The organism is Enterococcus sp. ZQ21 (assembly GCF_030053755.1).
Classification (GTDB): Bacteria; Bacillota; Bacilli; order Lactobacillales; family Enterococcaceae; genus Enterococcus_B; species Enterococcus_B lactis.
On sequence record NZ_CP125658.1, the window covers coordinates 1082447 to 1104989 of the forward strand.

The following is a 22543-nucleotide window of genomic DNA, read 5'->3' on the forward strand; positions in this document are numbered from 1 at the left end:
TTAATGTAAAACTCAGAAAAAACGAGTATACTAAAAGGTACTGAAAAAGAAGAGGATACGATGTAATCAATTGCATAGTTTCTCATCAGAAAGGGCGTATATCTTTGTCAGAAAAACGAGATTTATTTGAAAAACTGTTGGAACAAATCCAACTAGAGGAAGCAGAAAAAAATCATCCACTGCTTACTGCTGGTGAAATGGATAGTGTAGTGGTCCATCGTAAATCGCGTTTATGGGAATTTACGCTGCATTTTTCTAAAATTTTGCCTATTATGCTGTATCGGTCATTGGCTCAGCATCTGACTTTCGCTTTTAAAGAGATTGCACAAGTCAAATTGAACATCTTAGCAGATGACCAGACATTCGATGAACAGCTCTTGCAAGATTACTGGGCCCAAGCTTTGGAAAATCAGCAATGCGATACACCACTAGCACAGCAAGTATTGAAAACGCAAGTACCTGTGATAAAAGATCGTAAAGTCATCTTGCCAATCGACAGTACAGGGGCTATTTCATATTTGAAACAGCAATACTTACCGTTAGTAGAAGAGTTGTTCGTCAGTTACGGATTCCCGAAATTTCGTATCGAACCAGAAGTGGATGAGCAGCAAGCGGAACGTGTATTGAAACTTTTTGAAGAACGTAAACAAGAACAGGCAGAAGCCTTTATGAAGCAAGCAGCTGAAAGTCTAGTTGTTCATGAGCAAAAGAAAAAAGAAAGAAAAGAACAGTCACCAGCTCTTGAAGGACCCATCCAGCTAGGACGAAATATTCCAGCAGATGAGCCCACAACACCAATGATCAATATCGTCGAAGAAGAACGGCGAGTCACTCTTGAAGGGTATGTGTTCGATAAAGAAGTCAGAGAACTACGCTCAAAACGCAAGATCTTGACTTTGAAAATCACAGATTATACTTCATCATTTATCGTCAAAAAATTCTCAAATGGCGAAAAAGATGAACAGATATTTGATGCGATCAGTGTCGGCAGTTGGCTAAAGGTACGTGGAAGTATCCAAGAAGATACGTTTGTCCGTGATTTGGTCATGAATGCCCAAGATATCGTTGAAGTCAAACATACCCCTCGTAAAGATTATGCTCCTGAAGGGGAAAAACGGGTAGAACTTCATGTTCACAGCAATATGAGTACGATGGATGCAACGAATAGCATTTCTGATCTGGTGGCACAAGCAGGAAAATGGGGACACCGTGCCATCGCCATTACAGACCATGGTGGCGCACAAGCCTTTCCAGAAGCTCATAGTGCCGGGAAAAAAGCAGGCGTGAAAATCTTATACGGTGTGGAAGCGAATGTCGTAGATGATGGTGTACCTATTGCTTATAATGATGCGCATGAAGCATTGAACGAAGCCACATATGTCGTATTTGACGTGGAAACGACAGGATTGTCTGCGGTATACGATACCATCATCGAGCTCGCTGCAGTCAAAATGTACAAAGGAAATGTGATCGAAAGCTTTGATGAATTTATCGATCCAGGACATCCTTTATCCCGAACAACGGTGGATTTGACAGGTATTACGGATGAAATGGTTCGAGGATCGAAGTCAGAAGAAGAAGTCTTGCGGATGTTCCTTGAATTTTCAAAAGGTACAATTCTAGTAGCCCACAACGCGGCTTTTGATATGGGATTCTTGAATACTAGCTACGCAAGATATGGCATTCCTGAAGCAGCCAATCCAGTTATTGATACCTTAGAATTAGCCAGATATCTATATCCGCAATTCAAACGTTTCGGATTAGGTGTGTTATCCAAAAAATTTGGTGTCAGCTTGGAACAGCATCACCGAGCAATCTATGATGCTGAAGCAACAGGTCATTTAGCTTGGATCTTTGTGAAAGAGGCAATGGACAATCATCACATGCTTTATCATGATCAGCTAAATGAGCATATCGGAGAAGGAGATTCTTACAAACGAGCCCGACCTTTCCATGTAACGATTTTAGCAAAGAATCAGGCAGGACTGAAAGATTTGTTCAAACTGATTTCAATGTCGAATGTCGAATACTTCGAACGTGTCCCGCGAATACCACGCTCCCAATTGAAAAAGATGCGGGAAAATCTATTGATCGGCTCAGCTTGTGATAAGGGAGAAATCTTCGAAGCCATGATGCAAAAAGGGGTAGAAGAGGCAAGAAACCGAGCAAAATTCTACGATTATATTGAAGTTATGCCAAAAGCGGTCTATGCACCTTTGATCGAGCAAGAATTGGTAAAAAATGAACATGATTTGGAAGAAATTATCCAAAACTTAGTAGAAATCGGAAAAAGTTTGGATAAAATCGTTGTTGCAACAGGTAACGTTCATTATCTCAACGAAGAAGATGCCATTTACCGAAAAATTTTGATCAATTCTATGGGCGGAGCGAATCCGTTGAATCGTCATAGTTTGCCAGATGTCCATTTCCGAACAACCGATGAGATGCTCACCGCTTTTCACTTTTTGGGGGAAGAAACAGCAAAAGAGATCGTAGTGGATAATACGAATAAAATCGCAGATATCTGCGAAGAAGTGATTCCAGTCAAAGATGAGCTTTATACACCGAAGATTCCAGGTTCAGAAGATGAGATATCAGAATTGAGTTACACAAAAGCAAAACAAATGTACGGAGATCCGTTACCTGAAATTATCCAAAAACGATTAGAAAAAGAGTTGAATTCTATTAATGGTAATGGCTTCTCGGTTATTTATCTGATCGCCCAAAAACTTGTGCATAAAAGTAATGAAGATGGCTATCTAGTAGGTTCACGTGGCTCTGTTGGCTCTAGCTTTGTTGCAACGATGACTGGGATCACTGAAGTGAATCCTTTAGCTCCCCATTATTACTGTCCAGAGTGCCAATATTCCGAGTTCTTTGAAGATGGCACGTACGGTTCTGGATTTGATATGCCAGAAAAACAATGTCCAAAATGTGGTGCACGCTTAAATAAAGATGGTCATGATATCCCATTTGAGACATTTTTAGGATTCCATGGAGACAAAGTGCCCGATATTGATTTGAATTTCTCAGGTGATTATCAAGCAGAAGCACATAACTATACGAAAGTATTGTTTGGTGAAGACTATGTTTACCGTGCCGGAACGATTGGTACAGTCGCCGATAAAACAGCATATGGGTATGTAAAAGGTTATGAAAGGGACAATAATCTGCAGTTTCGAAGTGCAGAAGTCGACAGATTGGCAAAGGGTGCAACAGGAGTCAAACGGACAACTGGTCAGCATCCTGGGGGGATTATCGTTATTCCAGATTATATGGATGTCTACGATTTTACGCCGATCCAATATCCAGCAGACGATCAAAATTCGGAATGGAAAACGACCCATTTTGATTTCCACTCAATTCACGATAATGTATTGAAATTGGATATTCTAGGACACGATGACCCAACTGTTATACGGATGCTTCAAGATTTATCAGGGATTGATCCACAAACGATTCCCACAGATGACCCGGAAGTGATGCGAATATTTGCTGGCCCTGAAGTACTAGGGGTAACCCAGGAACAGATTTATTCTAAAACAGGAACATTAGGTATTCCAGAATTCGGCACTCGTTTTGTTCGAGGAATGCTAGAAGAAACACATCCTACAACTTTTGCAGAACTACTTCAAATATCCGGACTATCTCATGGTACAGATGTATGGTTAGGAAATGCCGAAGAATTGATTCGACGTGGGGATGCGACATTGGCGGAAGTAATCGGCTGTCGTGATGATATCATGGTTTATTTGATTCATGCTGGGTTAGACAGCGGGATGGCATTTAAGATCATGGAAACTGTTCGTAAAGGGCAATGGAACAAGATTCCTGATGAATTGAGAGAAACCTATCTATCCGCGATGAAAGAAAATAATGTGCCTGATTGGTATATCGATTCTTGTTCAAAGATCAAGTATATGTTTCCGAAAGCCCATGCTGCAGCTTATGTATTGATGGCTCTTCGTGTTGCTTATTTCAAAGTATATTTCCCTATTTTGTATTACTGTGCATACTTTTCTGTACGTGCGGATGATTTTGATCTAGTCTCCATGTGCAAAGGAAAAGATGCTGTGAAACAAGCAATGAAAGAAATCACGGACAAAGGGCTAGATGCTTCCGTAAAAGAAAAAAATCAGCTGACCGTGCTAGAATTAGCCAATGAAATGTTAGAGCGAGGATTCAAATTTGGGATGATCGATCTGTACAAATCGGATGCAGTTAATTTTGTTATCGAAGGAGATACGTTGATTGCGCCATTTAGAGCTGTCCCTAGTTTGGGAACCAATGTAGCAAAACAAATCGTTGAGGCAAGAAAAGATGGTCCATTTTTATCTAAAGAAGATCTTGCTACTCGCGGGAAAGTTTCAAAAACATTGATCGAATATATGAACGATAATGGTGTATTGAAGGATTTACCAGACGAAAACCAATTATCGTTATTCGATATGTTATAAGCATCTGTTATCTTGTCTGCTTGTAATTTTAAGCAGAGTATGGTATATTTTTTATAGGTAATGATACTAACTGTGAGTGAGCGGATTTTTCGCTCACTCTTTTTAATGGAATTACGCACTTAATTTTTAAGGAGGCGAAACTTTTGAGTAGCGTCGTTGAAACAGTCACGGAAATGGTGACACCGATTTTAGATGAACAACATTTTGAACTTGTCGAAGTCGAATTTGTAAAAGAAGGAAAAAGCTGGTTCTTACGAGTATTTATTGACAAAGAAGGCGGAATCGATATCGAAGAATGTGCCTTTGTCAGTGAGAAACTGAGCGAAAAACTTGATGCAGCAGATCCAGATCCGATTCCTCAAGCTTATTTCCTGGAGGTATCCTCCCCTGGAGCAGAGCGGCCATTGAAAAAAGAAAGCGACTATGAAAAGGCACTTGGCGATTATGTCCATGTCTCCTTATACCAACCAGTAGATGGCGAAAAACAATACGAAGGATTTCTTCAATCATTTGATGCTGAACAGCTTACATTGAAAATACGCATAAAAACACGAGAAAAAGAATTGACTTTTGACCGAAAAAATATTGCAAAAGCTCGCTTAGCTATCCAATTTTAATCACGGAGAGGAATCAGAAAAAATGAGTAAAGAAATGTTAAATGCGTTAGACGCTTTAGAAGCTGAAAAAGGGATCTCAAAAGAAATCGTGATCGATGCTTTAGAAGCAGCATTGGTTTCTGCATACAAACGCCACTATGGCCAAGCACAAAATGTCGAAGTGGAATTTGATCAGAAAAAAGGAAAGATCCATGTCTATGCAGTAAAAGAAGTAACGGAAGAAGTGATGGATTCACAGTTGGAAGTCTCATTGAAAGATGCACTTTTGATTAATCCAGCATATGAGATCGGTGATACGATCCGTTTTGAAGTCACACCAAAAGATTTTGGGCGGATCGCTGCACAAACAGCTAAACAAGTTATCTTGCAGCGTGTACGTGAAGCAGAAAGAACGATCATTTATAACGAATTCAGTGCTTATGAAAAAGACATCATGCAAGGAATCGTTGAACGTCAGGATAAACGTTATATTTATGTCAACCTTGGCAAAATAGAAGCAGTTCTTTCTAAACAAGATCAAATGCCAAACGAATTTTACCAACCTCACGATCGTATCAAAGTCTATGTTTCTCGAGTAGAAAATACGTCTAAAGGTCCGCAAGTATTTGTTAGCCGCAGCCATCCGGATCTATTGCGTCGCTTATTTGAGCAAGAAGTCCCAGAAGTTTATGATGGAATCGTTGAAATCGTCAGCATTGCTCGTGAAGCCGGCGATCGATCAAAAGTAGCTGTCCGTTCAAACGATCAGAACATTGACGCAGTCGGTACATGTGTTGGACCAAAAGGACAACGTGTCCAAGCAATCGTCAATGAATTAAAAGGCGAAAACATGGATATCGTTGAATGGAATGAAGATCCAGCTGTATTCATTGCAAATGCATTGAATCCTGCACAAGTCATGGATGTGATTTTTGATGAAACCAATCCTAAAGCCTGCACAGTGGTCGTTCCAGACTATCAATTATCGTTAGCAATCGGTAAACGTGGACAAAACGCACGTTTAGCTGCTAAATTGACTAACCATAAAATCGATATCAAATCAGAATCTGATATGGCGGAATTTTATGAAAAACAAGAACAACAAAACGAAACAGAAGAATTGCATGACGAAGCAATCGTTCAGTCAGATTTGACAGACGATGAGTATGAAACAATTGCGTTCAATAATGAAACGGTCGAAGAAAAGCCAGAAGCTTAACTTTAGTAAGGAGGCAAAGAGATGAAACAAAGGAAAATTCCTTTACGCAAATCCGTGGTTTCAGGTGAAATGAAACCTAAAAAAGAGATGGTCCGAATCACCCGTTCAAAAGAAGGGGAAGTATCGATCGATCCAACTGGAAAAATGCCTGGACGAGGAGCGTATGTCTCACTTGAGCCGGAAGAAGTACAACAAGCTTGGGATAAAAAAATTCTCGATCGAGTACTCGAAACAACTTTAACAGATGAGTTTTATCAAGAACTACTTGACTATGTCACTCACCAAAAAGCACGTAAAGAGTTATTTGGAAAATGAACACAGTCAATCGGCAAAAAGCCATGAATCTCATGGGTCTGGCGATGCGCGCGGGAAAACTGATCACGGGCGAAGAACTGACCGTTGCTGAAATCCGCAAACAAAAAGCAAAATTGGTGTTTGTGGCAACAGATGCAAGTGAGAATACAAGAAAAAAGATAAAAGATAAGAGTTCATACTATGAAGTTCCTTGCTTTGAGCTATTTTCTGAAGCAGAAATCACGCAGATGATCGGAAAACCTCGCAAGGTATTCGGAATAATGGATGCCGGATTTGCGAAGAAGACCAAGGAGCTAATTGAAGGTTAGGAAGGTGATTGCATGGGCAATAAAAGAATCTATGAATTAGCAAAAGAACTCAAAAAATCTAGTAAAGATGTCGTGGAAAAAGCACAACAACTTGGCATCGATGTGAAAAACCATATGGGTGCGATTACTAGCAGTGATGAGAAGAAATTGCAACAAGCGTTCAAAAACCCAAGCACGAAACAACAAGCTGCACAACAAGCAAGCAGAAAACCAGCCAATCAACAGCCGAACGATCAACGTAAAAAAGAAGCAACAAATAATCAACAAAAAAATAAAAATAACCGCAGTTATCAAGATCGCGGTCAAGGGAGCGGTCAAGTGAATCAAGGAAAAAAACCAACAACAAACCAAAATAATACGGGGAACACTAGCAGTCAAAATCGTCCAGGAACGAGCCAAGGCGGCAATCAAAACCGTACCAACAACAAACCAAACAATAACAATCGCGGCAAATTTAATAATAACAACCGTAATCGTTATAATAAAAAGGGTAAAAAAGGCAAACAGCAACAATCAACTAAACCAGCTGTACCACCACGCAAATTCCGTGAATTGCCAGATGTATTAGAGTATACTGAAGGCATGAACGTAGCAGACATCGCGAAAAAAATTCATCGTGAGCCAGCAGAAATCATTAAAAAATTATTTATGCTTGGCGTCATGGTCAATCAAAACCAAGCACTGGATAAAGATACGATTGAACTGTTAGCCACGGACTATGGTATGGAACCACAAGAAAAAGTCCAAGTTGATATTGCAGATATCGATAAATTCTTCGAGTCAGAAGAAGTTGATCCAGACAAATTAGTCTCACGTCCGCCAGTAGTAACGATTATGGGACACGTAGACCACGGGAAAACAACCTTATTGGATACATTGCGCCATTCACGTGTAACAAGCGGCGAAGCCGGCGGAATCACACAGCATATCGGTGCCTATCAGATTGATATTGATGGCAAACCAATCACTTTCTTGGATACACCAGGACATGCGGCCTTTACAAGTATGCGTGCACGTGGAGCAAGTATCACAGATATCACGATTTTAGTTGTCGCTGCGGATGACGGTGTCATGCCGCAAACCGTTGAAGCAATCAACCATGCCAAAGCAGCAGGCGTTCCAATTATCGTCGCTGTAAACAAAATTGATAAACCAGGTGCAAACCCTCAACATGTTATGCAAGAATTAAGTGAGTATGAGTTAATTCCTGAAGCATGGGGTGGCGAAACGATCTTTGTTGAGATCTCAGCGAAATTCGGCCAAAACATCGAAGAATTGCTGGAAATGATCCTGTTAGTCGCAGAAGTAGAAGATTTAAAAGCAGATCCAACACAACGCGCAATCGGAACAGTGATTGAAGCACGTCTTGATAAAGGTAAAGGTCCTGTGTCAACCTTACTTGTCCAAGGAGGAACACTTCATGTGGGTGACCCAATCGTTGTCGGTAATACTTACGGACGTGTCCGTGTAATGACAAACGATCTTGGCCGTCGCGATAAAGAAGCAGGACCTGCAACGCCAGTAGAAATCACTGGCTTGAATGATGTACCTCAAGCAGGTGACCGTTTCGTAGTCTTCGAAGACGAAAAGACAGCACGTGCAGCGGGTGAAGAACGCGCAAAACGTGCATTATTGGAAAACCGTGCTGCAAGCAGCCGTGTAACCTTGGACAACTTGTTTGAAAGCTTGAAAGAAGGCGAGTTGAAAGAAGTTAACGTCATTATCAAAGCCGACGTTCAAGGTTCAGCAGAAGCATTAGCTGCCTCGCTGAAAAAAATCGAAGTTGAAGGCGTACGTGTGAAAATCGTCCATTCAGCGGTAGGTGCAATCAATGAAAGTGACGTAACACTTGCAGCAGCAAGTAATGCGATCATCATTGGATTTAACGTCCGTCCTACACCTCAAGCAAAAGCGCAAGCAGAAGCTGAAGAAGTAGATATTCGTTTACACCGTATCATTTACAAAGCTATTGATGAAATCGAAACAGCGATGAAAGGAATGCTAGATCCTGAATTTGAAGAAAAAATCACTGGTCAAATGATTGTACGTGAAACATTCAAAGTATCCAAAGTCGGCACGATCGCTGGTGCGTATGTAACAGAAGGCTATATCCGCAGAGACAGCGGTGTCCGTGTGATCCGTGACGGTATCGTTATCTACGAAGGCCAATTGGCAAGTTTGAAACGTTTCAAAGATGACGTAAAAGAAGTCAAAATGGGCTATGAATGCGGTGCTATGATTGAAAAATTCAATGACATCAAAGTAGATGACGTAATTGAAGGATTTATCATGGAAGAAGTCAAAAATGACTAAAAACTGATAAAAGGAGGCCAATCATTATGGCTAACTATCGTGACCGCCGAGTCGGTCAAGAAATCTTAAAAGAAGTCAATGCGATTCTACGTAAAAAAGTAAGAGATCCTCGTGTGCAAGATGTAACGATCACTGATGTACACGTAACAGGCGATCTTCAACAAGCAACAATCTATTACAGCATCCTTTCTGATTTAGCATCTGAAAAGAAAAAAGCACAAGAAGGATTGGATAAAGCATCAGGATTGATTCGTCGAGAGCTAGGGCACAATCTAAGTATTTACAAAACACCTGAGTTGTCCTTTGAATTAGATGAATCAGTTGTCTATGGCAACCATATCGATGAATTGCTTCGTGACTTGAACAAAGACTAATCAAAAAATCCTGCAAATCCTGTGAAATCAGGGGTTGCGGGATTTTTTTGTTTTCATTAAGACGTATTACTTAAGAGTTCCATGACTTTAGTCTTGCGGCGTGTCAGTTAACTAAAAAAGAGAAAAAGAAAAGTAAAAAATTCGACTTTCTTTTTTCTATAGTATATAAATTTTTGCATATAGATAAAGATCAAGATACCGATGACGGAAGCTAGATTGTAATCCATTGTAGTGACAGTCAGGTTATATAGCCAAGTAACTAGAAGATCAGTGGAACCTGCACCATAAAAGTTTGAATTTGTCGGTCTGCCGCCAGTTAAAAGAAAAATCACGTTGAAGTTATTGACAAGATATAAAATCTAAACAAATGAACAGAAGTGCTTATTAGGTTTCAATTAGGAGTATCTGCGCTAGAATAAGAGTAATAATGAAAAGGAGTGTTACGTATGGATTATTCTAGTAAAGAATACTTTGATAAAATGACGGCTTGGTGGCGTGCTGCCAATTATCTTTCTGTCGGGCAAATTTATCTTAAAGATAATCCCTTACTGAGACGTACATTGAAACCAGAAGATGTCAAAAAACATCCAATCGGTCATTGGGGAACGATTCCTGGCCAAAATTTTATTTATGTCCATTTGAACCGAATCATCAATAAATATGATTTGAACATGTTTTATATCGAAGGGCCAGGACACGGCGGACAAGTCATGGTATCGAATGCTTATTTAGATGGAAGTTACACAGAAATCTATCCAGAAGTAACGGAAGATGAGACAGGAATGCAAAAATTATTCAAGCGATTTTCATTTCCTGGAGGCATTGCTTCTCATGCAGCACCAGAAACACCAGGTTCTATCCATGAAGGGGGAGAGCTTGGATACTCTCTTTCACATGGAGTCGGAGCTGTATTAGACAATCCTGAAGTAATCTCTGCTGTCGTGATTGGTGACGGTGAAGCAGAAACCGGTCCTTTAGCTGGAAGCTGGTTCTCAAATGTCTTTATCAATCCGGCGATAGATGGAGCTGTTTTACCAATCCTTCATTTAAATGGTGCTAAAATAGCTAACCCAACGATCTTGGCACGTAAATCAGATGGAGAATTAGCAAATTACTTTAACGGACTTGGCTGGGAACCTTTCTTTATTGAAGGAAATGATCCAGAAAAATTAAATCCTGTTATGGCTGAAAAAATGGATCAAGCAATCGAGAAAATCAAATCCATCCAAAAAGAAGCTCGCCTGAAGACAGCGACAGATGTCGTGATGCCAAAATGGCCAGTATTGATCGTACGCACACCAAAAGGATGGACCGGTCCAGAAGAATGGGACGGGGAGCCAATTGAAGGAACCTTCCGAGCACACCAAGTACCGATTCCTGTAGATCAAGAACATATGGATCATGCAGATGCTTTACTCCGTTGGTTGAAATCCTATGAACCAGAAAAATTATTTGATGCACAAGGACGTATTTTAGAAGAAATCAGAGAAATCGCGCCCACTGGTGACCAAAGAATGGCAAAAAATCCTATCACCAATGGCGGGATCGATCCAAAACCGCTTATTATGCCAGATTGGAAAAAATATACTTTGCAATTTGAACAACCGGGCTCCGTTAAAGCAGAAGATATGACTGAACTTGGTAAATTCGTTCGCGAGATCATTGAGAAAAATCCAGAAAATTTCCGTATATTTGGTCCAGATGAAACAAAATCGAACCGATTGAATCAAGTTTTCAAAACGACAAATCGCCAATGGATGGAAAAAATCGAACCAGAAAATGATGAATGGCTTTCGTCATCTGGTCGCGTCATCGACAGTCAATTATCGGAACACCAAGATGAAGGGTTCTTAGAAGGGTACGTTCTGACTGGACGGCATGGTTTTTTTGCAAGTTACGAATCATTTTTGCGAGTGGTTGACTCTATGCTGACTCAGCACTTCAAATGGATGCGGAAATCACGTGACCTTTCTTGGCGAAATAATTATCCTTCGCTGAATCTCATTGCAAGCTCAACAGTCTTCCAGCAAGATCACAATGGATATAGCCACCAAGATCCAGGAATATTGACACATTTGGCAGAAAAAAAGGCGGAGTTCATCCGTGAATATCTGCCTGCGGATGCAAATACGTTGCTCGCAGTCATGGACAAAGCATTCCGCTCGTCAGAAAAAATTAATTTGATCATCTCTTCCAAACATCCGCGTGCTCAATTTTACTCAGCAGAAGAAGCAGCCGTCTTAGTGAATGAAGGCTTGAAAATCATTGATTGGGCTTCGACAGCAAAAGAGGAGGAACCTGAATTGGTCATTGCTGCTGCAGGAACGGAATCTAACTTAGAAGCATTAGCAGCTGTGACTTTGCTGCTGGAAGAATTCCCAAAACTAAAAATCCGGTTCATCAATGTCGTAGATTTATTGAAATTACGTCATCCGAGTCAAGATCCGCGTGGATTGAGCGATGAAGAATTTGACAAATATTTTACAAAAGACAAACCGATCTTATTTGCTTTCCACGGTTATGAAACTTTGATCCGCACGATTTTCTTTGATCGTCATAACCATCATTTAATGATTCATGGCTACAAAGAAAACGGAGATATCACGACACCGTTTGACATGCGTGTGGTAAATGAACTTGACCGTTATCATTTGGCAAAAGATGCAGCTTTGAAAATCAAAGGAAGTCAAGCAGAAGATTTTGCAAAAAAAATGGATCAGAAATTACAAGAACATCAAAACTATATTCGTGAAAATGGTATTGATCTGCCAGAAGTATTGGATTGGAAATGGAAAAATCTTGACCAATAAAATGATAAAATCGACCCTGAAAAACAGATTTTTTTACATTGATCAAGAAACTGAAAAAATAAATAAAAAAAAACGGAAAAAAGACTGGAAGAATGACCAGTCTTTTTTTTCGTTTTTGGGAAGTGAGAACCAATCTATTTACCTGTAAGCCACCCATAAATCCAATCAAATGGTGCAAAGAAAAAATCTTCCATTCTATTCCCTCCTTTAAAAAAGCATAACATGATTTCTATTTACATGAGCATGAATTTTGTTACGTTTTTATTGCCGAAAAATAAAAACCGTTCATTATGATGTCAAATTCGTCAGTAATAGATGCAATGTGTTATAATAATTCAGTTAAATCAAAAATGAAATGGAGAAAAGACATGGACGGGTTATTACCTTTATGGAAAGAACGCGGAATGACAAGTCATGATTGCGTATTCAAATTAAGAAAAATCTTACATACGAAAAAAATCGGACATGGGGGTACGCTTGACCCGGATGTAGACGGTGTATTGCCTATTTGTATTGGAAAAGCCACAAAAGTTATCGAATATTTGACAGATTCTGGGAAAATTTATGTGGGCGAGATGACTCTAGGTTTCAGTACAACGACGGAAGATCGATCCGGAGAACGAGTAGAAACAAAACCAGTGGATATGTCTTTATCTGAAGAAAAAATAGATGAAGTGATGGCTTCATTTATTGGTGAAATCACCCAGATACCGCCCATGTACTCAGCGGTAAAAGTAAACGGTAAACGGTTATATGAATATGCACGGAATAATGAACCAGTGGATCGGCCTGTTAGAAAGGCTCAAATTTACCGTTTTATCCGAACAAGTGAACTGACAAGAGACGAAGTGGCAGGAACCATTTCTTGGCGTTTCGAAGTAGAATGCGGGAAAGGAACCTATGTCCGTACATTAGCTGTGGATACAGGCAAGAAACTTGGTTACCCTGCACACATGTCTGATCTCACTCGAACAGCAAGTGCCGGTATGGCCCAAAAAGAAGCGTTAACATTAGAAGAAGTAGCTCAAGCTGTAGAAAACGGTACGATCGATGAGTATTTGCTGCCAATTGAAAAAGGAGTGGAACGGTTCAAACGAGTAGATATTACTGATGAGGTATGGCAGAAAGTAAAAAACGGTATGAGACTTGATTATACTGTATTTGCGCTCCCAGAAATGCCTTCAGAGGAAATTGCCTTGTTTTATAAAGACAAAGTCGTAAGTATATATCAGCCAAACCCGAAAGAAAAAAATAAACTAAAACCTAGTAAAGTATTGAGAAATGAGGAATGACGAATGAATATCATCAAGATCAGACATCCTTACCAACCAGAACAAATTCCAGAAGACGATGTCGTTTTAGTACTGGGATTTTTTGACGGCGTGCATATTGGACACCAGAAAGTCATAAAGACAGGTATGGAAATTGCGCAAAAAGAAGGATTGAAATTAGCATTGATGACTTTCAATCAACATCCATCGATTGTTTTTAAGAAGATCGATCCTAGCAGTGTGAAGTATTTGACTAGCCTGAAGCAAAAAGAAGAAAAAATGGCAGATTTGGGTATCGATTATTTATATGAAGTCGATTTTACTTCTTCTTTTGCTAATTTAGCGCCACAAGAGTTTGTTGATCAATATATCGTAGGATTACATGCGAAATATGCTGTTTCCGGTTTTGATTACACCTATGGACCGAAAGACATTGCGGATGTCACTCATTTTCCTGAATATGCTAAGGGAAGATTCAAAATCGTCACAGTCTCTAAAGAAGAAGAACAAGGCGAAAAAATCAGCTCTACACGTATTCGAGGATTGCTAGACAGCGGTCAAGTAAAAGAAGCGGCAAAACTATTAGGTTGCATATACGAGGTAGAGGGGGTAGTTGTTCATGGCGATGCACGAGGCAGATTATTAGGATTCCCTACAGCAAATGTCAAAGTAAAGAGCACAGTCCATTTACCTAAAGAAGGTGTTTATGTATCGGAAATAAAAATTGGGGAAACTTGGTATCCAGCCATGGGTTCCATTGGACATAATGATACATTTGGTGAAGGACGGGAGCTGACTGTAGAATTGTATATTTTGGACTTTAATCAAGATATCTATGGCGAGCATGTCAAAGTACGTTGGAATCAATTTTTAAGAGATCAAGTGAAATTTTCAAGTGTAGAGGAATTGATTGAACAACTCAAGGATGATGAACAAGCAACAGCTGAATATTTTTCTCAGCAATAAAATAATGTCCGTGAGAGCTAATCTTTATGCATAACTAGCAATTACAACGAAATGGTTGATAAATAAGCGTATGAAAGGCTGTGACAAAAGTCTTGTCACAGCCCTTTTTCCGAATAAATGGTGTTCCAGAAGTAGCTTCTTCGGAAATAAGCCGAAATTTCACAAAAATTTTGAGAAGCAATTTTCGTCCATTCCTTCTTATTTCTTGAAGCTGAACACTTCTGTCACAAACTCTTTCTTTATAGAAATAGAAGGATGCTACCAACCAATGAAAACGATTACTGGAGCGTATCATTTGCTTTAGACTATATATATTGGTGTACACTCACTTTAAGGCGGAAATAAAAGTTATCCGTAATAACAGGTTTAGGTATAAAAAGGAGTGGGTACTATGTATAAGGAATTAGAAAACAAAGTCGCAGTAGTAACTGGCGGCTCAAAAGGGATTGGAACAGCGATTGCTCAACGATTCGGGAAAGAAAAAATGAATGTAGTCGTCAACTATAATTCGGATAAAGAAGGGGCAGAAAAAGCAGTCAAAGCAATCGAAGAGGCAGGCGGAAAAGCAGTCTCTGTACAAGCAGATGTCAGTTCTGAAGAAGGAATACAGCGTTTACTTGATACGGCTTTAGAAAATTTTGGGACACTAGACATTTGGGTTAATAATGCTGGGATGGAAAATCAGCATCCGACCCATGAACTTAGCCTTGAAGATTGGGAAAGAGTATTAAAAGTAAATTTGACTGGCGTTTTTATCGGAACGAAAGCAGCTTTGAATTATTTTACAGAGAATGATAAAAAAGGAAATATCATCAATATGTCTTCTGTTCATGAACAAATCCCATGGCCAACATTTGCTCATTACGCTGCTTCAAAAGGCGGGGTAAAATTATTTACCGAAACGGTAGCAATGGAGTACGCACCTAAGGGAATCAGAATCAATAGTATAGGACCTGGCGCTATCCGTACACCTATTAATGCGGCAAAATTTGATGATCCTGAACAAAAAGAACTCTTGGAAAGTATGATCCCGCTAGGACGCGTAGGTGAACCAAAAGAAATAGCAGCGGCAGCTGCATGGTTGGCTTCAGACGAATCCAGTTATGTTACAGGTATTACACTATTTGCAGATGGTGGGATGACTTTATATCCTTCGTTCCAAGGTGGAAAAGGATAAGGGTGAATAAAAATGGGTTTATTGATTGCATTGATCCCGGCAGTTGGGTGGGGGATCCAGCCACTGATTTTGAAAAAGATTGGCGGCAGACCAACAAATGAGATATTAGGAACTGGTATTGGAGCGGTGCTTGTTGGCTTACTCGTTCAATTATTCGCTTCTCCAGCTGGCATTTCAGTGACTACATTTTTGATTAGTTTACTTTCTGGTGCATTTTGGGTTATTGGACAAACAGGACAGTATACATCTTTCAACTTGATTGGTGTTTCTAAAACGATGCCTATCTCGACTGCATTACAGTTAGTCGGAACCTCGTTGATTGGTGTCTTTGCTTTTGGAGAATGGTCTGGAAGTATGGGGAAAATCATTGGTGCAGCAGCGATCATTCTTCTTGTATTTGGCTCTGCTTTAACGGCAATCAGTGATGATCCTGGAAAAAAAGGCGGTATCACAAAAGGAATTAGTCTATTAGCATCAACAAGTATTGGTTATTGGGTTTACAGTGCATTGCCCAAACTAGTTGATGCAAGTGGACTTTCCATTTTCTTTCCGCAAATGATCGGTGTCTTTTTAGGGGCAGTTATTTATGTGATTTTCCGAAAACCAACTGCATTTTCTGAAGACAAAAGTTGGAAAGCAACAATAGTTGGAGCCATCTTCAGTGTGTCAGCGTTGGCTTATATTTTTTCAGCGAATGAAAATGGGGTTGCTACTGCATATATCATTACACAACTAAACGTAGTTATCTCTACATTAGGCGGTATGTACATCCTGCATGAAAATAAGACACCAAAAGAAAAAAAATTAACGATTATCGGCTTGTTGCTGATCGTAGTAGGAAGTATGGTCACGGTCTTTATTTGAGGATAAAGAGAGCAAAAGATTACTTATAAAAAGAGGCCGGGACAGAAGCGTTTAACTCCAAGAAATAAGAAGGAATTCACGAAAATTGCTTTTCAAATTTTTGTGAATTTCAGCTTATTTCCGAAGGAGTTGCTTCTGCTTCCGCCATTTATACGTGTTTAGAGCGTGAGACAAAAGTGTTATTTACTTTTGTCCACGCTCTTTTTAATCGTCTAAGAAACAAGTGAAATATCTGTCTGCATCAATAATTTTCCATTGATCCATTGACTAAAGTTCGTTACATAATTAAAATTACCACCTATAAGTATCTCCGCATGATTATCTTTATAAAGATCGTATTGTAAAAGACGGTCTTTTTTATTTGCGTAAACATCGTTATGGTACTGAACTAATTGTTCTCGGAATTGATTGATCGCTGTAAAATCACGATACTGAAGGTTGAAACGCATCGTGATTGGTGTATCTAGCATGAATCGTTGCATGTCTTTTGCTGCTTCATCTGCTTGATCTCCGTAAAGAAATTCAAAGAGATTACGTTCAGAAAATTTCCATTGTCCGCCGACCTTTGTTCCTTTTAGTTTTCCTTCATGAAGATAATTTCTGATAGAACGTGTAGTAACACCTAATTGTTCGGCTAATTCATTTACTGAGTAAAAATCTTTCAATGTTCACCCTCCTATGTGAATGATTCTATTGGTTTGGTTGTTAGTTGCTTTATCACGAGATGTAGAAAGAACGATCTCACTTAAAGTCATTGCAAAAAACGAATCAGAAAATTCTAACTTTTCTTTCTCTAAAGAAATTCATTCTCTTCTAAAGTGATATTATATTTAAATATACCTGAAAATAATGGATAGTATTATGAAAGATTGCTGATATTTTCTCGTATTTTTTCCTTATTCAAAAGATTTGCAGGAAAATTGCTGAAAAAATTTTACTAAGTTGAAAATTCAAGGTCATTCGTATCAGTGATTTTTTTCAGCACAAGAAAGACTCCTTATAAAAACAACAGATACTTTGCCAATTAAGTGTTTAACCAGTGAGGATAAAAAGGATAGAACAAAGCCTGTACAAGGTAATGGATAGATTCTTCGCCAGTACAGTTTTTGTTTGTATAAAGCTTTATCGCCAAAATTTATTATGATCTTTCTTGTCTTCAATATTAAATGAAATAAAATGGTCAATCAGTTCCCAATTGATTGCACTTTTCCAAGGAACTTTGATGACATTATCCGTATATATGTAACCAATTTCTTGGATAGTCTTTTCAAGGGCACGAATCGCTGCTTTTTCTGGTGCGATGGAAAAATGATTTTTAGCAAAACTGAATGCAATAATAAAGGTACCATGATCAGTAAAGATAGGCTGGTTCCATTTTACAGTTGTGTCCAGCTGGGGATATGTCTTCGCTATCTTAGAGAAAAGGTCATTGATCTTTTGTTGATTTTCTTTTTCTTTTATTTGATCAATAATCAATCGGAATTTTTCCATTCTAAAACGCCTCCATTAAGTGGTTTGATTTATTTTACCAGAAAAACAATGGTTATGTATAAAAATAAATTAGAAAACAAGCGATATTGTATCCGGTATATTTTGATGATAAGATGGCTCAAAGACCAAAATAGAAAAGAGGCATAAAAATGATTGACTTGGCAAAGAAATTCTCACACGCAAATATTTATTTTGAGTTGTATCATCATCGAGCTATTTATACAAATGAAGATGCTTTGGTGGTGAAGAAAGAGCAAGGATTTACAGGCACAGAGACCAAAAGCTTATTCTTAAAAGATAAAAAAGATAATAACTATGTATATCTGACTTTTACTACAAAACAAACGGATTTCAAAGCATTAGGAAAGATCATCGGTAAAAGGCTTTCTATTGTTTCATCAGAACATATGGAAGAACAGACGGGACAAAAACAGGGCGCTGTTTCTCCATTTGGTTACGAAGAACAGATACCGATTATTATTGACGAAGAACTATTGTCAAAAGAAAAACTTGTTTTTGCACCAGGAAGGCCAGATCAAACGATGGTCATCAAAACGATTGACTTAAACAAAATCATCCAGCTACTTAAAATACCGATGTTTTTAATGCCAGCAAATGAAAATAACAACAATCAAACAAAATAGTGCATACTAGGAGCTGTAGCAATATGATAAGATATCCGTTATTAGGTAAAAATACGACGATTGGGGTTATTGCACCATCATCGGGCGTAGCAGAAGAACACCACCTGTTACTAGAAATGGCTTTAAAGAGTATGGAAGAAAAATCTTTTCATGTCGTTACTGGAAAGACGCTGTGGACGCAAGATAAAGAAAAATCAGCTCCAGCAAGAGAAAGAGCAGATGAATTCAATCAAATGATGAAAGATGAGAATATCCAAATGATCTTTCCGCCTTGGGGAGGAGAATTATTGATTGAGATCCTCGATTCTGTCGATTTCGATGCACTACAGCCAAAATGGATAGTAGGTTATTCAGATATTAGTACGTTGCTACTCGCCATCACATTAAAAACAGGGATAGCCACTGCACATGGGACCAACCTTATTGATTTAAGAGGAAATTATTCAGATAAAACGACAGCGATGTGGAAAAGTGTGCTAGAAACAGGCAAAGGAGAATCAATCTTACAGCGTTCTTCTGAAAAATATCAAAAAGAATGGCATCATGAGCAACCGTCACCTTCAGTTTTTCATCTTACTGAACCAACAAATTGGCAAACAGTCAGCGGAGAGGCAGTAAGGATAAAAGGCCGATTATTAGGTGGTTGTATAGATACGATCAGACATTTAATTGGTACACCTTATGGAGATGTCCAAACGTTTAAAAGAACGTATAATGATGGAAAGCCAATCTTGTGGTTTCTAGAAAACTGTGAGCTATCCTCCGTTGATTTAAGAAGATCACTTGTTCAGATGAAACTAGCAGGATGGTTTGAGGACAGCTCTGGTATCATGTTTGGCAGAAGTGCAGCAGAGGATTTGCTAGATTATCGAATGAAGGATGTATATGAAGATCTTTCAAAAGAATTGAACATACCAATCTTGTATGATATTGATTGCGGTCATGTGCCGCCACAACTAACATTGATCAACGGTGCCTACGCAGAAGTATCGGTAAAAGATGGAAAAGAGACTATTTTGCAAACGTTTATTTAATAAAATTTTTTCCTGCCTTGGAGTCTATCAAAGACCAATAAATTTAAATAGAAAAGAAAGTGAAAGAAGCTGACAGTATTTTGTCAGCTTCTTTTTGTATAACATATTAGAAAGTTTAATTATCTATAACTGTCACATCGATTAACTGTTTCACGTCATTTGGGTTGCCTGTAGGAATAGCAACCACAGATGCATGATCAATGATTTCTTGAGTTGTTTTTTTTATGAATGCTGGATCAGAGGCTTGATCTGCAGGTATTTGCCAATGTGAAGGAACTGGATAACTAGTGATCGTTCCGTCGTGGTTACTAGAATACACTAAAATTCCCTGGTAGCCGTATTTTCCAGTAAGCATAACTACGTCTTTTGGATAACCTACGCTCCCTGCATCATAGGGATCGATAGGTGTTCCTGCCGGATAATGAATAACATGTAGTTCAAAATCGCCTGATGCATCTTTAAAAGTATTACCCTTGACAGCCAACCAAACGCGTGCGTACTCAATTTGCAGATCAGAATATCCTGCTAACGGATCTACTGACTGAGAAGACTGTGAGAAGGATGTGTCTGCTGTAGAAGAAAGACTCGTGTCAACTGTACCACTAGATATAGAAGAAGGGTTGGACTCTGAAAGCTTGCTGGTGGTTGAAGATGTATTCGATTCAGAAGAAGCTGATTTCTGTGTACTTGATTTTTCAGCTGAACTAGTTTGTCTGATGGAACTTTTGACTGCGGTCGCAGATGACTCACTAGTTTCTTTACTAGCAGATGTACATCCTACAAGGAATAAGGAGATCGACGCTAAAATAAACCCTAACTTTTTCATATAAAACACCTCGTCACTTTAATTAATACTAGTATAGCATAATTCTAAATTTCTCTGGTTAAAGGAGAAGCAGAGAAAAAATTTCTATACATTGATTAAATCTATCTTTTATTTATGTATTTAGGGAAATTTCCCATTATATGCTACCTAAGAACTATTATTGAAATCAAGTTTCTTAAAGTGTAATAGCTATTGTAACCGATTTCTTTTATGCTTATACTAAATCTGCGACAAAAGATGTGTATGGAAGGAGTTGACTTATTATGATAATGGAAAAGATTCAACGCTTTGGCGGAGCTATGTTTACACCGGTTTTGCTCTTTTCTTTTTCGGGGATCATGGTGGCTTTATGTATCATCTTTAAAAATCCAATGTTAGTGGGGAGTATTGCTACAGAAGGAACAGCATGGTATTCGATCTGGTCAGTGGTTGAAAGTGGTGCTTGGACCGTATTCAATCAAATGGAGTTGTTGTTTGTTATTGGATTACCTATCGGATTAGCTAAAAAAGCAAGTGCTAGAGCAGTAATGGAAGCATTTGTAGTCTATATTACTTGTAATTATTTCATTTCTACCATGTTAGGCTTTTATAGCGGATTTTTTGGTGTTGATTTTTCTGCCGATCCGGGCGGCGCAAGTGGACTGAAAATGATTGCGGGTATCAAAACATTGGATACAGGAATTATAGGGGCAATCTTGATTTCAGCTGTTGTAGTGTATCTGCATAATCGATTCTTTGATAAAAAGCTGCCGGATTTTTTAGGAATCTACCAAGGGTCATCATTTGTTGTGATTATTAGTTTTTTCATCATGTTACCTATTGCATTTTTGATCTGCCTTATCTGGCCTAAGATCCAGTCGGCAATCAGTTCATTGCAAGGTTTCTTAGCGGGTGCTGGTATATTTGGTGTCTGGCTTTACACTTTTTTAGAACGTATTTTGATTCCAACCGGCTTACACCATTTTATCTACGCACCGTTTGCGTTTGGGCCAGCAGTAGTAGAAGAAGGGATTGCGAGATACTGGATGACACATCTTCAGGAGTTTGCTCGCAGCGAACAGCCACTTAAGCATCTCTTTCCAGAAGGCGGTTTTGCTTTGCACGGGAATTCAAAGATATTCGCTTCTCCAGGTATTGCCGCAGCATTTTATTTCACTGCAAGACCTGAGAATAGGAAAAAGGTGCTGACGATCCTGATTCCAGCAACTTTGACAGCTGTTTTGGCGGGTATCACTGAGCCATTAGAATTTACGTTTCTATTTATATCTCCACCGTTGTTTGCTATTCATTCACTTTTGGCTGCTACAATGGCGGCAATAATGTATGGTTTTGGTGTGGTAGGGGATATTGGTGGTGGATTTATTGATTTGTTTGTGAAAGTCTGGATTCCATTATTTCAAAACCATAAAGGAATGATCTTTACCCAACTAGTGATTGGTCTAGCTTTTACAGGAATCTATTTTATTGTGTTTCGATACCTGATTATCAAATTTGATATTGCCACTACGGGGAGAGAAGAGAATACCGACGCTGTTAAATTATATACTAAAAAAGATTACAAAGAAAAAGAGAGGAAAACTTCAAAAACAGAAATTGAAAATGTATATGAGAATCAAGCTGCTATTTATTTAGAAGGTTTTGGAGGGGCCGGAAATATTGAAAAAGTCACAAATTGTGCTACACACTTGAGAATAACTGTAAAAAATGAAATGTTGGTTTTAGAAGATACGATTTTTAAAGAAGGTGGAGCACACGGTGTAGTGAGAAACGGCAATGCTTTTCAAGTAATAGTTGGTTTGGACGTGCCACAAGTACGTGAACAATTTGAACGTTTATTAGAAATAGAACAATAGTTTCACAAAAATCTTAACAGACAAA

Annotated in this window: 19 protein-coding genes; 15 read left to right on the plus strand and 4 right to left on the minus strand. The window is 38.8% G+C overall.

The window, feature by feature from the left end; all coding sequences use genetic code 11:
• Positions 1-104 precede the first annotated feature (104 nt).
• The 7 genes from QK255_RS05290 (at position 105) to rbfA (ending at position 9582) form a co-directional block, all read left to right on the plus strand.
• Positions 105-4457, plus strand: coding sequence for a PolC-type DNA polymerase III (locus QK255_RS05290; RefSeq protein ID WP_002342159.1), 4353 nt, complete (start codon positions 105-107; stop codon positions 4455-4457).
• A gap of 143 nt (positions 4458-4600) precedes the next feature.
• Positions 4601-5074: a ribosome maturation factor RimP gene (gene rimP / locus QK255_RS05295; protein ID WP_002308902.1), complete on the plus strand. Its 474-nt coding sequence runs from the start codon at positions 4601-4603 to the stop codon at positions 5072-5074.
• Positions 5075-5096: 22 nt separating this feature from the next.
• On the plus strand, positions 5097-6272 hold the full coding sequence (gene nusA, locus QK255_RS05300) for a transcription termination factor NusA (RefSeq protein WP_002329343.1): 1176 nt from the start codon (positions 5097-5099) through the stop codon (positions 6270-6272).
• Positions 6273-6293: 21 nt separating this feature from the next.
• Entirely contained in the window at positions 6294-6587 is a 294-nt protein-coding gene (rnpM, locus tag QK255_RS05305) for an RNase P modulator RnpM (protein ID WP_002288501.1), read from the plus strand.
• The gene (locus tag QK255_RS05310; protein WP_002342160.1) at positions 6584-6895 is read left to right on the plus strand and encodes a YlxQ-related RNA-binding protein; all 312 of its coding nucleotides are present in this window, start codon (positions 6584-6586) and stop codon (positions 6893-6895) included. The genes rnpM and QK255_RS05310 overlap by 4 nt, the downstream gene beginning before the upstream one ends.
• Positions 6896-6907: 12 nt before the next feature.
• The gene (gene infB / locus QK255_RS05315; protein ID WP_002329342.1) at positions 6908-9208 is read left to right on the plus strand and encodes a translation initiation factor IF-2; all 2301 of its coding nucleotides are present in this window, start codon (positions 6908-6910) and stop codon (positions 9206-9208) included.
• Between the two features lie 26 nt (positions 9209-9234).
• Positions 9235-9582, plus strand: a complete 348-nt coding sequence (rbfA, locus tag QK255_RS05320; RefSeq protein WP_002308906.1) for a 30S ribosome-binding factor RbfA — start codon at positions 9235-9237, stop codon at positions 9580-9582.
• A 107-nt stretch (positions 9583-9689) separates the two neighbouring features.
• Here the strand turns inward: rbfA and QK255_RS13420 are convergent, their stop codons facing one another.
• On the minus strand, positions 9690-9914 hold the full coding sequence (locus QK255_RS13420; RefSeq protein ID WP_002390590.1) for a hypothetical protein: 225 nt from the start codon (positions 9912-9914) through the stop codon (positions 9690-9692).
• A 114-nt stretch (positions 9915-10028) separates the two neighbouring features.
• Between QK255_RS13420 and QK255_RS05325 the strand changes: the two genes are divergently transcribed.
• The 5 genes from QK255_RS05325 (at position 10029) to QK255_RS05345 (ending at position 16670) form a co-directional block, all read left to right on the plus strand.
• Positions 10029-12392 (plus strand): phosphoketolase family protein, encoded by a 2364-nt coding sequence (locus tag QK255_RS05325; protein ID WP_002342161.1) that lies wholly within the window; start codon positions 10029-10031, stop codon positions 12390-12392.
• Between the two features lie 368 nt (positions 12393-12760).
• A complete protein-coding gene (truB, locus tag QK255_RS05330; protein WP_002308909.1) occupies positions 12761-13684 on the plus strand; it encodes a tRNA pseudouridine(55) synthase TruB in 924 nt (307 codons plus the stop codon).
• Between the two features lie 3 nt (positions 13685-13687).
• Positions 13688-14629, plus strand: a complete 942-nt coding sequence (ribF, locus tag QK255_RS05335; RefSeq protein WP_002342162.1) for a riboflavin biosynthesis protein RibF — start codon at positions 13688-13690, stop codon at positions 14627-14629.
• A gap of 391 nt (positions 14630-15020) precedes the next feature.
• Positions 15021-15806: a glucose-1-dehydrogenase gene (locus QK255_RS05340; RefSeq protein WP_002308914.1), complete on the plus strand. Its 786-nt coding sequence runs from the start codon at positions 15021-15023 to the stop codon at positions 15804-15806.
• 12 nt (positions 15807-15818) lie between these two features.
• Positions 15819-16670, plus strand: a complete 852-nt coding sequence (locus QK255_RS05345) for a GRP family sugar transporter (protein ID WP_002288523.1) — start codon at positions 15819-15821, stop codon at positions 16668-16670.
• Between the two features lie 212 nt (positions 16671-16882).
• Here QK255_RS05345 and QK255_RS05350 read toward each other — a convergent pair whose 3' ends face one another.
• Together QK255_RS05350 and QK255_RS05355 are read right to left on the minus strand one after the other, a co-directional pair.
• Positions 16883-17335, minus strand: coding sequence for a helix-turn-helix domain-containing protein (locus tag QK255_RS05350; protein ID WP_002316342.1), 453 nt, complete (start codon positions 17333-17335; stop codon positions 16883-16885).
• A gap of 457 nt (positions 17336-17792) precedes the next feature.
• Positions 17793-18161: an iron chaperone gene (locus QK255_RS05355; protein ID WP_002308916.1), complete on the minus strand. Its 369-nt coding sequence runs from the start codon at positions 18159-18161 to the stop codon at positions 17793-17795.
• Between the two features lie 149 nt (positions 18162-18310).
• Here QK255_RS05355 and QK255_RS05360 point away from each other — a divergent pair, with 149 nt between their 5' ends.
• Both QK255_RS05360 and QK255_RS05365 read left to right on the plus strand, forming a co-directional pair.
• Positions 18311-18805: a YbaK/EbsC family protein gene (locus tag QK255_RS05360; RefSeq protein WP_002316340.1), complete on the plus strand. Its 495-nt coding sequence runs from the start codon at positions 18311-18313 to the stop codon at positions 18803-18805.
• A gap of 23 nt (positions 18806-18828) precedes the next feature.
• A complete protein-coding gene (locus QK255_RS05365; protein ID WP_002308918.1) occupies positions 18829-19839 on the plus strand; it encodes a S66 family peptidase in 1011 nt (336 codons plus the stop codon).
• A gap of 115 nt (positions 19840-19954) precedes the next feature.
• Here QK255_RS05365 and QK255_RS05370 read toward each other — a convergent pair whose 3' ends face one another.
• Complete coding sequence (locus QK255_RS05370) at positions 19955-20665, minus strand: YdeJ family lipoprotein (RefSeq protein ID WP_002308919.1); 711 nt, start codon at positions 20663-20665, stop codon at positions 19955-19957.
• 263 nt (positions 20666-20928) lie between these two features.
• On the opposite strand from QK255_RS05370, the gene QK255_RS05375 reads away from it, so the two are divergent.
• On the plus strand, positions 20929-22518 hold the full coding sequence (locus tag QK255_RS05375) for an alpha-glucoside-specific PTS transporter subunit IIBC (protein ID WP_002342163.1): 1590 nt from the start codon (positions 20929-20931) through the stop codon (positions 22516-22518).
• Positions 22519-22543: the final 25 nt, after the last annotated feature.

Bases quoted from the DNA above. Each gene is read 5' to 3' on its own strand.
- nusA (WP_002329343.1), top strand. From the start codon at position 5,097: ATGAGTAAAGAAATGTTAAATGCGTTAGACGCTTTAGAAGCTGAAAAA.
- rnpM (WP_002288501.1), top strand. From the start codon at position 6,294: ATGAAACAAAGGAAAATTCCTTTACGCAAATCCGTGGTTTCAGGTGAA.
- QK255_RS05310 (WP_002342160.1), top strand. From the start codon at position 6,584: ATGAACACAGTCAATCGGCAAAAAGCCATGAATCTCATGGGTCTGGCG.
- infB (WP_002329342.1), top strand. From the start codon at position 6,908: ATGGGCAATAAAAGAATCTATGAATTAGCAAAAGAACTCAAAAAATCT.
- rbfA (WP_002308906.1), top strand. From the start codon at position 9,235: ATGGCTAACTATCGTGACCGCCGAGTCGGTCAAGAAATCTTAAAAGAA.
- QK255_RS05325 (WP_002342161.1), top strand. From the start codon at position 10,029: ATGGATTATTCTAGTAAAGAATACTTTGATAAAATGACGGCTTGGTGG.
- truB (WP_002308909.1), top strand. From the start codon at position 12,761: ATGGACGGGTTATTACCTTTATGGAAAGAACGCGGAATGACAAGTCAT.
- ribF (WP_002342162.1), top strand. From the start codon at position 13,688: ATGAATATCATCAAGATCAGACATCCTTACCAACCAGAACAAATTCCA.
- QK255_RS05340 (WP_002308914.1), top strand. From the start codon at position 15,021: ATGTATAAGGAATTAGAAAACAAAGTCGCAGTAGTAACTGGCGGCTCA.
- QK255_RS05345 (WP_002288523.1), top strand. From the start codon at position 15,819: ATGGGTTTATTGATTGCATTGATCCCGGCAGTTGGGTGGGGGATCCAG.
- QK255_RS05355 (WP_002308916.1), bottom strand. From the start codon at position 18,161: ATGGAAAAATTCCGATTGATTATTGATCAAATAAAAGAAAAAGAAAAT.
- QK255_RS05360 (WP_002316340.1), top strand. From the start codon at position 18,311: ATGATTGACTTGGCAAAGAAATTCTCACACGCAAATATTTATTTTGAG.
- QK255_RS05365 (WP_002308918.1), top strand. From the start codon at position 18,829: ATGATAAGATATCCGTTATTAGGTAAAAATACGACGATTGGGGTTATT.
- QK255_RS05370 (WP_002308919.1), bottom strand. From the start codon at position 20,665: ATGAAAAAGTTAGGGTTTATTTTAGCGTCGATCTCCTTATTCCTTGTA.
- QK255_RS05375 (WP_002342163.1), top strand. From the start codon at position 20,929: ATGATAATGGAAAAGATTCAACGCTTTGGCGGAGCTATGTTTACACCG.